This window comes from Mesorhizobium loti R88b (assembly GCF_013170845.1).
GTDB lineage: Bacteria > Pseudomonadota > Alphaproteobacteria > Rhizobiales > Rhizobiaceae > Mesorhizobium > Mesorhizobium loti_B.
In genome coordinates, this window is sequence record NZ_CP033367.1 from 3,209,467 (window position 1) to 3,222,615 (window position 13,149).

Annotated in this window: 13 protein-coding genes; 9 read left to right on the plus strand and 4 right to left on the minus strand. The window is 64.3% G+C overall.

What is annotated here, in order from left to right; genetic code table 11:
* Window positions 1-8 precede the first annotated feature (8 nt).
* The gene (locus EB235_RS15735; protein ID WP_027030087.1) at window positions 9-899 is read left to right on the plus strand and encodes an SDR family oxidoreductase; all 891 of its coding nucleotides are present in this window, start codon (window positions 9-11) and stop codon (window positions 897-899) included.
* 30 nt (window positions 900-929) lie between these two features.
* On the plus strand, window positions 930-1,142 hold the full coding sequence (locus EB235_RS15740) for a tautomerase family protein (protein WP_027030086.1): 213 nt from the start codon (window positions 930-932) through the stop codon (window positions 1,140-1,142).
* 538 nt (window positions 1,143-1,680) lie between these two features.
* On the opposite strand, the gene gcvA is transcribed toward EB235_RS15740, so the two are convergent.
* On the minus strand, window positions 1,681-2,604 hold the full coding sequence (gene gcvA, locus EB235_RS15745) for a transcriptional regulator GcvA (protein WP_027030084.1): 924 nt from the start codon (window positions 2,602-2,604) through the stop codon (window positions 1,681-1,683).
* 204 nt (window positions 2,605-2,808) lie between these two features.
* Between gcvA and EB235_RS15750 the strand changes: the two genes are divergently transcribed.
* The 3 genes from EB235_RS15750 (at window position 2,809) to EB235_RS15760 (ending at window position 5,145) form a co-directional block, all read left to right on the plus strand.
* Window positions 2,809-2,991 carry a DUF1127 domain-containing protein gene (locus EB235_RS15750; RefSeq protein ID WP_027030083.1) on the plus strand — a complete coding sequence of 61 codons (183 nt, stop codon included), beginning with the start codon at window positions 2,809-2,811 and terminating at the stop codon, window positions 2,989-2,991.
* Window positions 2,988-3,884: an NmrA family NAD(P)-binding protein gene (locus EB235_RS15755; RefSeq protein ID WP_027030082.1), complete on the plus strand. Its 897-nt coding sequence runs from the start codon at window positions 2,988-2,990 to the stop codon at window positions 3,882-3,884. The genes EB235_RS15750 and EB235_RS15755 overlap by 4 nt, the downstream gene beginning before the upstream one ends.
* A 160-nt stretch (window positions 3,885-4,044) precedes the next feature.
* Window positions 4,045-5,145, plus strand: a complete 1,101-nt coding sequence (locus tag EB235_RS15760) for a KamA family radical SAM protein (protein WP_027030081.1) — start codon at window positions 4,045-4,047, stop codon at window positions 5,143-5,145.
* 3 nt (window positions 5,146-5,148) lie between these two features.
* On the opposite strand, the gene EB235_RS15765 is transcribed toward EB235_RS15760, so the two are convergent.
* Genes EB235_RS15765 through EB235_RS15775 form a run of 3 tightly spaced genes read right to left on the minus strand, consistent with a single transcriptional unit; the run spans window position 5,149 to window position 10,447 of the window.
* Window positions 5,149-5,817: a 4'-phosphopantetheinyl transferase family protein gene (locus EB235_RS15765; RefSeq protein WP_027030080.1), complete on the minus strand. Its 669-nt coding sequence runs from the start codon at window positions 5,815-5,817 to the stop codon at window positions 5,149-5,151.
* Complete coding sequence (locus EB235_RS15770) at window positions 5,814-6,293, minus strand: GNAT family N-acetyltransferase (RefSeq protein WP_027030079.1); 480 nt, start codon at window positions 6,291-6,293, stop codon at window positions 5,814-5,816. Before EB235_RS15770 ends, EB235_RS15765 begins: the two co-directional genes overlap by 4 nt.
* 29 nt (window positions 6,294-6,322) lie before the next feature.
* Window positions 6,323-10,447: a Pls/PosA family non-ribosomal peptide synthetase gene (locus EB235_RS15775; RefSeq protein ID WP_032925464.1), complete on the minus strand. Its 4,125-nt coding sequence runs from the start codon at window positions 10,445-10,447 to the stop codon at window positions 6,323-6,325.
* 474 nt (window positions 10,448-10,921) lie between these two features.
* Between EB235_RS15775 and EB235_RS15780 the strand changes: the two genes are divergently transcribed.
* The 4 genes from EB235_RS15780 to EB235_RS15795 all read left to right on the plus strand — a co-directional run bounded on the left by EB235_RS15780 (window position 10,922) and on the right by EB235_RS15795 (window position 13,072).
* On the plus strand, window positions 10,922-11,158 hold the full coding sequence (locus EB235_RS15780) for a DUF680 domain-containing protein (RefSeq protein ID WP_027030077.1): 237 nt from the start codon (window positions 10,922-10,924) through the stop codon (window positions 11,156-11,158).
* Between the two features lie 49 nt (window positions 11,159-11,207).
* Window positions 11,208-11,450 carry a DUF680 domain-containing protein gene (locus EB235_RS15785; RefSeq protein WP_027030076.1) on the plus strand — a complete coding sequence of 81 codons (243 nt, stop codon included), beginning with the start codon at window positions 11,208-11,210 and terminating at the stop codon, window positions 11,448-11,450.
* A 139-nt stretch (window positions 11,451-11,589) separates the two neighbouring features.
* On the plus strand, window positions 11,590-12,561 hold the full coding sequence (locus tag EB235_RS15790) for an MBL fold metallo-hydrolase (RefSeq protein WP_027030075.1): 972 nt from the start codon (window positions 11,590-11,592) through the stop codon (window positions 12,559-12,561).
* Between the two features lie 31 nt (window positions 12,562-12,592).
* A complete protein-coding gene (locus tag EB235_RS15795; protein ID WP_027030074.1) occupies window positions 12,593-13,072 on the plus strand; it encodes a tetratricopeptide repeat protein in 480 nt (159 codons plus the stop codon).
* The last annotated feature ends 77 nt before the right edge of the window (window positions 13,073-13,149 follow it).

Sequence of the window (13,149 nt, forward strand, 5' to 3'; positions counted from 1 at the left end):
AGATGACTATGAAAAAGACAATCCTGATTACCGGCGCTTCCAGCGGCTTCGGCGCGATGACGGCGCGTGCGCTGGCGCGAGCCGGCCACACCGTCTATGCCTCGATGCGCGACCCCTCGGCGCGTAGTGCTGCGGTAGCCGAGATGGAAAACTTCGCCCGTGACGAGGGTGTGGTGCTGAAGACCATCGCGCTCGACGTCACCTCCGATGCCTCGGCCGAAGCGGCGATCCAGCAGATTGTCACCGAGGCCGGCCAGCTCGACGTGCTGATCCACAATGCCGGGCATATGGGGTTCGGCCCGGCCGAGTCCTTCTTGCCCGAACAGCTGGTGCAGCTCTATGACGTCAATGTCGTCGGCACGCAGCGTGTCAACCGCGCCGCCCTGCCGCATATGCGGTCGCTCGGCCGGGCACAGATGATCTGGGTCGGTTCGAGCAGCACGCGCGGCGGCACGCCGCCGTTCCTGGCGCCTTACTTCGCCGCCAAGGCCGGCATGGACGCGCTGGCGCAGAGCTATGCGCTGGAACTCGCCCGCTTCGGCATCGAAACGACGATCGTCGTGCCGGGCGCCTTCACCAAGGGCACGGAGCACTTCCACCACGCGGCGGCTCCCGCCGATGCCGAGCGCGCCGGCGCTTATTGGTCCGGCCCATACGCCGGTGTCGATCAGCAGGTGCTGCAGGGGCTGGCATCGCTCGAGCCGGCGGATGCCGATCCGGCTGAAGTCGCGGCGGCAATCGTCGACCTCGTGGCCATGCCGTATGGCAGCCGTCCGCTGCGCGTGCATATCGATCCTTCCGACGATGGCGCCACCATCGTCAACGGCGTTGCCGACCGCGTGCGCGCGCAACTCATGGAACGGATCGGCCTTGCCGACCTGCTTCATCCCAAAGCCTGAAATCAGACCCTCAACAGAAAAGGAAAGATCATGCCATTCGCCAACATCAAGATGCCTCAGGCGGCGCTCTCCAAGGCGCAGAAGGAAGACCTCATCCATCGAACCACAGCCATGTTCGTCGACTTATTCGGCGAAGGCGTGCGGCCCTACACGATGGTGCTGGTGGAAGAAGTCGCCGACGGCGGCTACGGCCGCGCCGACGAGGTGTTCGTGATACCGGAAGCCTACCGCGCAAAAGAGTAGGACCGGAACAAACCTTCTGGGGACCAGTCGTCATATGACGACTGGTCGCTGCCTGCCGTAACGTTCACTTTGCTTGCCGGTGTCCTTTCGATGCATGTCGGTTCCCTGAACTTCGATGCCCCCTTTGGGGCGACATGCATCAGGCGGGGGCCAGGTGGGCAGCCACGGGTTGTCCACCTGTCTCGCTTGCTTACTCAGCGGTCCGCGGTGGGAGAGAACCACCTTCTGCAAAGTCTGCGCCAGCACCCCCACCCGGACCTCCGCCGGGGCGAGCCACGGGTCTCGCCCGTCCTTCGGCCCCCCAAGGAGGAGGTAGGGAGCTCCGCTTTTCGCGTCTCCACAGCCTGCGTTCAGGTTTTCTCGGGCGCCTGGGAGTCGTTGGAATTGGTTGTCTGGGCCGTTACGGCCGAGAGTTTCTGGTGCTTTGCCAGCACCGGTTTGACGTAAGCTCTTTTCATCGACTGTCCCCACCCAATGTGTGCGGACATTGGTGTGCCAAACCGCGCCGGAGTCAACAGCCCGGCTCAAGTCGCGCGGCCTATGCTCCGTTTTGGTCCATCCTGGACATCCCAACCCAGTCGGCCGTCACCTCGGCAAACAGCCAGTCGCGGAACGCCCTGATCTTCTTCTGGCGCAACGCGCCTTCGGGATAGACGAGGTAGTAGCTGGCTGCCGATTTCAGCGCGAGGTCGAACGGCCGCACCAGACGGCCTGCCGCGAGATCGGCCGAGACCAGCGCGCTGCGGCCGAGCAGAACGCCTTCGCCATGCACCGCCGCCTCGACGGCGAAGGTGGCGGAATCGAAGCGCACGCCGCGTTTGGGGTCGATGCCCTCGACGCCAGCCTGTTGCAGCCATGTCGCCCAGTCGATGCGAAAGGCGTCATGGATCAGCTTGTGGTGCCTGAGATCACCGGGCTGGCGCAGCGGATGGTCGCCCGCCAGCAATTCCGGGCTGCAGACGGGGAAGACCTCCTCGTCGGCGAGAAACTCCACCGTCACGCCGGTGTAGCCGCCCTTGCCATAGCGGATGGCGATGTCGATGCCGTCGCTGACGAAATCGGCCAGCACGCCAGAGGTCGCCAGCCGCACGTCGATATCGGCATTGGCACGGTGGAAGCGATGCAGCCTTGGCACCAGCCAGCGGCCGGCGAAGCCGTCCGATGTGCTGACACTGAGGATACGCGTCGAGCGGTCGGGCGTGGCGGCGATGGTGGCGGCGGCGATCTGGTCGAGCGCCTTGCCGACCTCCAAGGCGTAGGCGGCACCCACGGCGGTCAGGCGCACGGACCTCGTGCCGCGATCGAACAGCTGGATGCCCAGCCTGTCCTCGATGTTGCGGATGGCGCGGCTGACCGCGCCATGGGTGAGATTGAGCTCGTCCGCCGCCCTGGAGAAACTCAGATGCCGGGCGGCGGCGTCGAAGGCGGGCAGAGCGGTGAGGGGCGGCAATCTGCGCGGCATGATCTCGACCTGTGAGCGTTGCTCACAAATCCTGCACAAAGAGTCGTTTGTCGTAAAGCCCGGAAATCCACAATATCAGGACGTACCGGCGCACAGACTTCAAGTTCACGATGCGCCTCATGAGCAGACACAGTGTGAGCGATCGTCATGCTCGTCCTTGGGCGGCAGAGGCAAGCTTGCGCCAGGAAACACAGGAGACGGACAATGAGCTTGACCCTTGGACCCATCGGCACCGCAATGAGCGGCCTTGCCATACGCAGCTCGGCGGCGTTCGAGCGCCGCCGCGCGCTGCGCCGGGTTGCCCGGCTTTCCGACCACCGCTTGCAGGATATCGGTCTGGAGCGCGACTGGGACGGTTCCATCCTGCGCAACGGGAGGGGAATATGAGCAGCACCCTGATCATCGGAGCGACGGGGCTTCTGGGCGCAGAGATGGCGAAGGCCAGCGCAGGCAATGGCGACCATGTGCATGTTCTGCTCCGGCCCTCGACAGCAGCCAATGAAGCACGGATACGCCCGCTGAGAGACATCGGCGCCACGGTGCATATCGGCGATCTCGACGACTATGACAGCCTTATGCGCGCCGTCGGCCAGGTGGATCGCGTCATCAGTTCGGTGCATGTCGGTTCGGCCAGCGAGATGACGCTGGTGCGGGCTGTAAAAGATGCGGGCGTCTCCCGCTATGTGCCTTCCGCCGGTTTCGGCCTCGACTTTGCCGCCGCCGCACCCGGCTCGATAGAACCTCTCGATATCAAGAGGGCTGTCTTCGACGCGGTCAGGCAGGCCGATCTGCCCTATACGGTGATCTACACCAACGGCTTCTTCTCGACCTGGCTGGCCACGCTTGGCGACCTGACCCGCTTCGGCTCGGCGCCCCTGCCGCCGGATGAGGTGACGCTCTATGGCGAGGGCAATGTGCTGGCGACCTTCGTCAGCGAAAAGGACATCGCCGCCGTCACCATGCGCGCGCTGGAGGATCCCAATGCTGTCCGCCGCGAAATCCGCATTGCGCAAAACAGGGTCACGCAGAGCGCGATGATCGATCTCTGGCGCCAGGTCAGCGGCCGCTCGCCGCGCATCGCGAGGATGAGTGCGGAGGAGCTTGAAGCGCTGATCGCGGTGGCGCCCGGCCTTGGTTTGCTCAGGGCATTCTGGATCCGCGGCGAGACCGCGCTGGAGACGGACACTCCGGAAGCGGGAGTGCTTTATCCGGAACTGCGGTTTGAGAGCATTGAGAGTGCTTTTGTGGCGATGGCGGGGAAGGGTGGAAGGACTGGGTGAGCCGGCTACGTGGCAAACGCCAGCGTTCTGTCACACCCCCCTCTGTCCTGCCGGACAGAGGGGGGTGTGAAGGAACTCAACGCATGGCAGTCATCACTGCGACTGTTGACCCAACCGTCCATCCGGCCGATAGGTCCGCGCGAACAGCCTGAGACCTGCAATGACCGACCTCAAAGACGCAACCCGCAATTCCGACGCTACCTGGCAGGACGATGTCCGCGAGGGCGTGCGCCACGTCCGCGATCTCGACCGCCTGCCGCTGTCGCCCGCCGAGCGCGCGGCAGCCCAAGCTGCCGCCACACTCCACAAGGTGCGGGCGCCGAAAGCATATCTCGACCTGATCGACTGGAACGACCCGGCCGATCCGATCCGGGCGCAGGTCATTCCGTCGCCCGATGAGCTGGTGGAAACGGAGGGCGAACTTGGCGACCCGATCGCCGACCATGAATTCAGCCCGGTGCCGCGCCTGACGCATCGCCATGCCGACCGGGTGCTGCTGTTCCCGACCTATCAATGCGCGGTCTATTGCCGGTTCTGCTTCCGCAAGGAATCGCTGACCTCGATCGGCCGCGGCTATACGCGTGAGGCGCTGGAGCCGGCGCTGGCCTATATCGCGGACCATCCCGAAATCCGCGAGGTGATCCTGACCGGCGGCGATCCGCTGTCGCTGCCCGACAAGGCGCTGGCCGAAATCCGCGCCCGGATTGAGGCGATCGCCCATGTGCGGCTGTTGCGCATCCACACCCGCGTGCCGGTGGCGCTGCCGTCGCGCATCACGGCGGGGCTGGTCGAAGCGCTGCAGGGCCGCCTGATCGTCACTGTCGTGACCCATTTCAATCATGCACGCGAGATCACCGATGCGACCGAGGCGGCCTGCCGGACGATGCGGCAGGCAGGCTTCGTGCTGCTCAACCAGAGCGTCCTGCTCAAGGGCGTCAACGACAGCGTCGAGGTGCTGGAAGAGCTCTGCCGCGAGCTGATGTACCGGCTGGGGGTAAAACCCTATTACCTGCACCATGGCGACCTGGCGCGCGGCATGGCGCACCGGCGCACCACCATCGCGCAGGGCCAGGCGCTGGTTGAGGCGCTGCGCGCACGGCTGTCGGGCATCTGCAACCCGGTCTATGTGCTCGACCTGCCGGAAGGCGGCGGCAAGGTGCCGCTGGGGCCGTGTCATGTCGAGGCGCGGGAGGGGGAGGACTGGCGCATTCGCGGGCTGGATGGCGCGGTGAGGGATTATACCGAGGTGGTGAGCGAATAGGCGCTAGCGCGTATCTCCATCGACAAACGCCAACACCACAACACGCGGGGCAGTACAGTAGACGAGGCTGGCGCTGCGGCCTGTCGTTGTCGTCGCGCGGCCAGCCTTGAGGTCGACGGCGATATCCTCATAGCCCAGCACCTGGCGGTCCAGCGGATAGGCTGCCTTGTAGACCGCTTCCTTGGCGGCAAACAGGATGCGGCCGGCAAGATGCCGGTCGACCGTCTCCGTCCGATCCGCTGGACTAGCAACGAGCGCGAAAATGTCGTCGGGCAGGGGCAGGGCAGGCTCGACGTCGATGCCGAGCGAGCGGATCCGACCAATCTCTGCAACCGCCGCCACGGCCATGTCGTCATCATGCGCGAGCGAACCCGTGATCCCGCCGGGCCATGCGGGCGCGCCGGATGGCGTGCGCAGGAGGGCGAAATCGTTGACGCCGGCATCCGCCAGCAGCCCGTGCACGATCCGCCGCGCCGCGCCGCTCGCCCTGCGCATGGCTGGCCGACGCGCGGGAATGGAGCACGCCTCCTCGGGCAAGAGGTGGGTCTCATCTCCGTCACGTATGAGCCGGCATCCGGTGCGGATCCCGTTCGGGGCGATGGCGGCCAGCGCCTGCGCGAGCGCGGTTTCCTCGGGCAGATCCGGGGGCGAAGGATTCGCGGGAAGCGTCATCGGCCGGTCGATGCAGCGAGGGCGAGATCGGCGATCATTTCGCCGTCCTCGTCGAGCCCTTGTTCGACGAAACCGGCGGCGCGATAGAGCTGCCGTGCCGCTTCATTCTCCGGCTCGTAGCAGATGGAAACGTGCCTGATGTGGCCGAGCCCCCGGATTTCGCCCAGCACTTCACGCAAGGCGGCCTTGCCGTAGCCTCTGCCTTGCCAGGCGCGGTCGATCATGAAGCGGTAGATCCGCGCCTCGTCGTCGTCGCGTGGCGCCTCATACATCAGGAAGCCGACGACACGATCCCCGGCCATGACGACGCGCGGCCGTGCGTCCCTGTCGGTCTTGGCTTCGCGCAGCGAATCCGCATTGCTGGCGACGAAACCCACCTGCTCGGGCGCCAGCTGCAGTGCTGTGACCAAGGCGCGATTGGCCGGGGTCACCGGGCCGATCCGGATGTCGATTGTGCTTCCGGATCGCTCTGTCACGTTGCCTCCGATACTATCGGGACCTGATGTCAGACCCTGGAGCCGTCATCCGAAATCGGCTCGACGAACCGGTGCAGCTTGGCCGGGTTGCCGCGCCAGATCGTGTTGGGCTCCAGCTCTTCGCCCTTCATGACGAAGGAATCCGCATCGACCATCGATCCCTTGCCCATCACGACACCGTAATGGATAAAGGAGGACGGTCCAAGCGTGCAGCCATCGCCGATGCGGATGTAGTCGGACTTGAAGGCGCCTTCTTCCAGCGAATGGGCCTGGATGACCGAGCCCTCGTTCAGCGTGACGTCATCGCCGATCTCCACCAGGGAACGTTCGGTCAGGTTGGCGCCGCCGTCATAGACTCTGCTGCCGACCTTGACGCCCAGCAGGCGCAGGATCATCGGCCGGAACGGCGTGCCGGCGAACAGGTTCACGATCGGCGAATCCGCCAGCTTCCAGTGGCGTTCGTGGCGCCAGAACGCGACATCATGGACCGTCGTGATCTGAGGCTTCAGCCTCCTGAAACCAAGGCTTGCCCGCTCGACAAAAATGTAGAACGGAATGGCGATCACCGAGGTCAGGATCACGGCGACGAACAGGGCGACCTCCGCCCATTCGGTATAGTAGTTCAGCGCGCGGTCCCAGATCGCCAGCGTGACGAACAGCACGACCCATTGCGTTGCCATGAACAGGAGGATCGTCACCAGGTTGTGGCGGTTCTTGAACGGGATGCGCTTGCGCCGGTCGGCCTCGTCGACGCCGGCGATGAGTTCCTTGTCGCGGTTGACCATGCGGGGGATTTCAAAGGCAGGTGACCCCAGGAGCCCGACATTCTCGCGCACCGGCCCGTCGATGGGGATCATCACCTTGGTGCCGAGCAGGACGTTGTCGCCCGTGCGCCCGTCCGGCGGATAGTAGATGTTGTTGCCGAGATAGTTGCGCTCGCCGATCCGTGTCGGCTCAAGCCGGAATGCCGTGGCGGACTTGTGCATGTTGATCATGAACAGGCCGTCCGACACCATGGTCCCGGTGCCGATCTCGCACAGAAGCGGGTTTTCGTGCTGCTGGTTGGAGCCGAAGTTGGAGCCGGTCTGCACCACCTTGTTGAGGTTCCAGCCGATGGCCTGCATGTAGTAGACGATGGCCGAGGAGTCGCCGAACAGCAGTCCCAGCACACGCGAGTTGCTGGAGAATTCGGAGACGGTCTGCAGCCAGTAGCGGAAGCCGTAGAGCGTATAGGTGCGGCCGGGCTTGAGGATCAGGCTGATGACGCGCGGCACCACCGTGGCAGCGAAAAAGGCGAGCGCGACATAGCCGAAAAGCGTGACCGTCGTGCCGATTGCGACCAGACCGATCGTCTCCTCATAGTCGTCGCCGACATACTCCCAATAGGTGTGGAACAGGAGCGGCAGCGGGGTGACAAGCAAAAACAACCCCACCAGTTGAAGGGCTTCATAGAGGAAGCGCCGGACCTGGTAGGGGTTTACGTTGCGCACCTTGCAATAGTCGGCCGTGGTCGGCACGGCCGGCGATCCATGCCAGTGCTCGCCGTCCGGAATGCTTTGTCCGCGCTGCAGCGAGGATGAATGGCCGAGCTGGCCGCCATCGCCGATCGAGGTGTCGATGTCGAGCGTGGAGCCGACGCCGACAAAGGCATCGCGGCCGATGGTCAGCGGCCCGGTGTGGATGTAGCCGGCCTGGGCCCGATAGCCGAGGATCATCGATTCCTTGCGCAGGATGGTGTTGGCGCCGACCGAAATGAGATCCGTGCAGACGGGCACGGAACGCGATTCGATGACGGCGTTGTGGCCGAGCTTGGTGCCGAGCAGCCGCAGATACATGCTGTAGAGCGGGCTGCCGCGGAACAGCACGACAGGTGCCGAGCGGATCAGCGTCTTGACGACCCAGAAGCGGTAGTAGCGCCATCCCCAGATGGGAAACGTCTCGGCCTTCCAGCGGCCGATGAGCACCCATTTGGCGGCAACGGCAAAGCCCGACATGCCGAAGAACACGCCGGCCGAAAGCGCCACGCACCTGACGTAGAGTTGCAGCGGCTCGTCGAGCGCGTCATAGACCCAGTTGAGGCCGGTGTTGATCGCCCACAGCGCGACATAGCTGTAGGCGAGGTAGAACGAAAGCTGGGCCATGCCGCAGGTCCAGTAGACAAGATTCGAGGCCCGGCGGGTCAGCACAGGCTCGAAGGTCGCCGTCGTCATCTCGCCTGGAATCGCCAGATGCTTGGCCAGGCGCGCGACCGTCGGATAGAGATAGATGTCGCGCATCGACGTCGTCGCCCATTCCTTGCGGGTGCGAACGCGGGCGCAGAAATGCGCCATCAGCAGCGAGTTGGCGCCGAGATCGTCGAAGAAATTGTCCTCGACGGACACCTCCTCGAATTTCAGGACCGCGGCCAGCGCATCGGCCAGGAAACGCTCGTCGTCATTGCCGGGCGCCACCATGGCGCGGTCGGCCGAAAGCCTGGTGCTGGTCGGCTTCGGCAGCTGGCGAAGGTCGACCTTGTTGGACACCGTCATCGGGATTGCCGGCAGTTCCTCCAGATAGGAGGGCACCATGTAATCGGGCAGGCGGCGCTTCATCACCTGGGCAATGTCGGCGCGCGAGATCGCCGGCTGGCCTGCCTTCGCTGCGTAATAGGCGACAAGCTCGACGCGGCCGGGCTCGATCTCCCAGGTGGTGACGGCGGCCTGCGCGATCTCGGGCTGGTCGAGCAGCACGGCCTCGATTTCGCCCAGCTCGATGCGGTAGCCACGGATCTTCACCTGCGTGTCGATGCGCCCGGCATATTCGATCTCGCCGTCATCGTTGATCCGGCCAAGGTCGCCGGTGCGGTAGATGCGCTTTGACGGGTTGTTGGGCAGGCCGACGAAATCGGCGATGAATTTCTGCTCCGTCAGGTCTTGCCTGTTGAGGTAGCCGACCGCCAGGCCGATGCCGGCAATGCCGATCTCGCCCAGTTCGCCAGGCTCGGCAAGCTGCGGCAGCGAAGCGTCGAGGATGACGATCGAATAGGTCGGCAATGGCGCGCCGATGGTCACGGGACGATCCGGCGTCAATTCGCCCATCGTTGCCGTCACCGTCGCTTCGGTCGGGCCATAGGTGTTGAGGATCTTGCGGCCGGGCCTGGACCAGCGCACCACCAGATTGTGCGGGCAGGCTTCGCCGCCGACCAGCAGCGTGCGCAGGCTGGGCACGTCAGATGTCATCGACGACAGCAGGGTCGGGCTGCAGGCCATGCAGGTGATGGCGTGGTGGCGCAGGAAATCGGCGAGCTCCTCGCCGACCAGCGGCATCTGGCCGGGCGCGGGCACCACGGTCGCGCCGGCAACGAACGGCACCCAGATTTCTTCCGAGGAAAAGTCGAAGGCGATGGTCATGCCCTGGTAGACGCGGTCGCCGGGCTGGTAGCCGTAGGACGCGGCGGCGACGCGGATGAAGTTGACGAAGCTCTGGTGGCGGACGGCAACGCCCTTCGGCCTGCCGGTCGTGCCCGACGTGTAGAGGATGTAGCAGATGTCATCAGCCAGCCCCTTGTGCGGCTTCAGCGGCGCGTCGGACTGGGCTGATATTTCGGCGGCGGCGCTGTCGATCAACAGATGCGGTACCGGCAACTGGCCGGCGCGCGAGGCATAGGTGGCGATGGTGACGATCAGGCTGACGTCGGCGTCTTCGATGATGAGCGCCATGCGCTCTTCGGGGAATGCGGTGGCCAGCGGCACGAAGGCAGCGCCGGCCTTCACCACGGCGAGCAGGGCGACATAGGTTTCGGCGGAGCGGTCGAGAATGAGCCCGACGCGGTCGCCAGGCTTGACGCCGCGCTTGGCCAGCAGGCGGGCGAACTGGTTGGCTCGGCTGTCCAGCTCCTGATAGGTCCAGCTGCGGCCCTCGGAAATCACCGCCGGCAATGTGGCGAAGGTTTCGGCAAACCGCTCGAAGACCTTGTCCAGCCGCTCGCCCGGCTGACCCGCCTTGGCGAAATCGGCGCCGGTCAGGATCTGGCCGTGCGCGGCGAGGGACCGCTGGGCGCTCCTTATAAGCGCGTCGACGGTTGCCAAACCATTTCCGGCCACCCCGGCCTCAGGCTCTTCGCCTGGTCGTGCCGTGTCCCTGTCGAGTGCTGATATATCGAGACCGTGATCCATTTCCAAAACTTCCCGTCCTATCGATACTGCGACAGGCACATCGTGCCGCCGCTGAAGCATGCATTGCCGGCTGTTCTGCCGCTGTTAACCGTTGTTGATGGAGGCGGAATGACTGACGCTTCCAAAACGGAAGAATCCGCAACCGCGACCGGCAATCCCTGACCGCCTGACCCCTTTTTTGGCCGGGCACTCAACACAATCTCGACCGCGCCGTCTTCACATATTCCGGAACTGTCGCAGGGTGCTTATCCCACACGATCTTTTCACCAGTTTTTCCGAACTGTTGAATATTGTTTCTGAAGTGTGTCTGGCGCTCCCGCCCATTGGCTGTTTCGGGAGCCCGCGACCGCGAGTTTCCGCTTTTTCAAAAAAATCTCACGACCCCCGGGAATAAAGCACGGCCCTTCCGGGTCTTGTCATCAGCGGGGCCAAAACGGCCCGCGTCCCGAAGAAACGAAACAAGGATTTTTGGAGATGACCAAGCTCGCTCTCAGCGTGGCTGCGATGTTGCTTGCCTCGAGTGCTGCCTTTGCCGGCAGCGACCATTTCGAAGGCATCAACCAGCCTTCCGTCGACACCAATGTCACGGCCTCGATCTCCTACACGGCACCTCAGAACGGCGCCAACACCAAAGTGACGGCCGGCGCCGACCAGACCTCGGTGCAGGACATCATCGCCCAGCACAATCGCGACAGCCTCTGGGGCCGATAAGCACACTGCCGGCCTTCAACGCGTCTCTCAATAAACAGGATCCATCGCCATGAAAAACTTCACTCTTACGGTTGCGGCCATTCTGTTGGCCACCACCGGCGCCTTTGCCGGCAGCGACCACTTCAACGCCGACAACCAGCCGTTTGCCGGTGTCGACAGCAACGCCACCGCTTCGATCCCCTACACGGCGCGTCAGAACAAGGTCGGCACCAAGGTGAAGACCGGTGCCAGCCAGACCGCTCACCAGACTGATGCGGGCGAATTCGTCGGCCCGCCTGTTCCGGGCAACTGAGTTCGGGGGTCGCGACCTCCCTCGAGTCCCGACCCCATCCGCCATCAGGACGGAGGGCCATGTGGCGTGGCCCTCCGTCACCCCAGAATGTCTCGCCTTCCGACTTTTGCCACCACCCGCAACCCACAGGAGACCACCCATGTTCAGCATGACACGCCGCACACTGCTTGGATCAGCCGCCGCCGCTGCCGCTTTCGGCCTTGCCGGCAAGCTTGAATTCACCCGCCCCGCTCTCGCAGGGCTGCTGGTGGAGCCGACCGTTGGCTTCTACAAATACACGGTCGGCGACATCGAGGTGACCGCCATCTATGACGGCATCTGGAAGAAGCCGCACGACCCCGCCTTCATCAAGGATGTTTCCGTCGACGACACCAAGGCAGCGCTTGCCAAGGCGGGGCTGACCACCGATTTCATGCCCATTCCGCTCACCGTCGTGGTGCTGAAGATGGGCGGCAAGCTGATCATGATGGATGCGGGCTCGGGCGTCGGCCAGTGGCAGACCAATGCCACGCATCTGCCGGCCAACATGGCCGCCGCCGGCATCGACTACAAGGCGATCGACACCATCATGATCTCGCATTTCCACCCCGACCATGTCTGGGGCCTGATGGAGAAGGGCACCAATGCGCCGGTGTTCCCCAATGCCGAGCTGATCGTCAACGCCACCGAATACAATTGGTGGACCGACCCGAGCCGCCTCGCCAAGCTGCCCGAGGGCCGCAAGCCGGCAGGCAAGCGCATCGCCGACAACTTCCCGAAATGGAAGAACTGGAAGCTGGTTGAGGACGGCGCCGAAGTGGCGCCCGGCATCCAGATCATCGCGGCCCCCGGCCACACGCCGGGCCATTCGGTGTACCTGGCCAATTCCGGCAATGAGCAGCTGATGATCTCGGCCGACACCATGTATGTGCCCGCCCTTCTGGCGCCGCATCCGGAGTGGCAGGGCAGCTATGACCAGGATGGGCCGACGGCCATCACCACGCGCCACAAGATCATCGACCGGGTGATTGCCGACAACATCCGCATTTCCGGTTCGCACTTCCCGTTCCCGGGCACCGGCGTCTTCGTCAAGGACGGCAATGCCTACGGCTTCACTCCCGTTCAGATTTGAACGGGTAACCCAAACCTAAGCGAGAAAGACAATGAAACAATCCTTTTGGGGCAAGCACGCCCTTTACGGCCTGCTCGGCGCCATTGCGGTGCTGACTGTGGTTCCCGTCGCCACAATCATGCCGGCCTATGCGGTGGACGATATCGAAGGCGCGGATGCGCCCGACCTGACCGCCGTCCAGGCCAAGATCGCCGCCAAGGACTACAAGGGCGCGCTGGCCGATCTGCGTGAGCTGGCGCAGGACAACCAGCAGGCCGACGTCTACAATCTGCTCGGCTTCACGCTGCGCAAGACCGGCGACTTCACCACCGCGCTGACCTATTACAACAAGGCGCTGGAGCTGAAGCCCGACCACAAGGCGGCCCGCGAATATCTGGGCGAGCTCTATGTCGAGACCGGCGACATGGACAAGGCCAAGGAGCAACTGGCTTCGCTGCAAAAGCTCTGCCCCGCCGGCTGCGACGAGCTTGCCGACCTGCAGAAGGCCATCGACACCAAGGTGACGCAGTAAGGCGGTGACCCGTTTCCTCTCCCTCCGCAAAGCGGGGGGAGAGGTGGCTCGGCGAAGCCGAGACGGAGTGGGGCGCC

Excerpts from the sequence above, each read along its gene's own strand:
- EB235_RS15760 (WP_027030081.1), top strand. The coding sequence starts at position 4,045 with ATGACCGACCTCAAAGACGCAACCCGCAATTCCGACGCTACCTGGCAG.
- EB235_RS15740 (WP_027030086.1), top strand. The coding sequence starts at position 930 with ATGCCATTCGCCAACATCAAGATGCCTCAGGCGGCGCTCTCCAAGGCG.
- EB235_RS15780 (WP_027030077.1), top strand. The coding sequence starts at position 10,922 with ATGACCAAGCTCGCTCTCAGCGTGGCTGCGATGTTGCTTGCCTCGAGT.
- EB235_RS15775 (WP_032925464.1), bottom strand. The coding sequence starts at position 10,447 with ATGGATCACGGTCTCGATATATCAGCACTCGACAGGGACACGGCACGA.
- EB235_RS15785 (WP_027030076.1), top strand. The coding sequence starts at position 11,208 with ATGAAAAACTTCACTCTTACGGTTGCGGCCATTCTGTTGGCCACCACC.
- gcvA (WP_027030084.1), bottom strand. The coding sequence starts at position 2,604 with ATGCCGCGCAGATTGCCGCCCCTCACCGCTCTGCCCGCCTTCGACGCC.
- EB235_RS15765 (WP_027030080.1), bottom strand. The coding sequence starts at position 5,817 with ATGACGCTTCCCGCGAATCCTTCGCCCCCGGATCTGCCCGAGGAAACC.
- EB235_RS15790 (WP_027030075.1), top strand. The coding sequence starts at position 11,590 with ATGTTCAGCATGACACGCCGCACACTGCTTGGATCAGCCGCCGCCGCT.
- EB235_RS15750 (WP_027030083.1), top strand. The coding sequence starts at position 2,809 with ATGAGCTTGACCCTTGGACCCATCGGCACCGCAATGAGCGGCCTTGCC.
- EB235_RS15795 (WP_027030074.1), top strand. The coding sequence starts at position 12,593 with ATGAAACAATCCTTTTGGGGCAAGCACGCCCTTTACGGCCTGCTCGGC.
- EB235_RS15755 (WP_027030082.1), top strand. The coding sequence starts at position 2,988 with ATGAGCAGCACCCTGATCATCGGAGCGACGGGGCTTCTGGGCGCAGAG.
- EB235_RS15735 (WP_027030087.1), top strand. The coding sequence starts at position 9 with ATGAAAAAGACAATCCTGATTACCGGCGCTTCCAGCGGCTTCGGCGCG.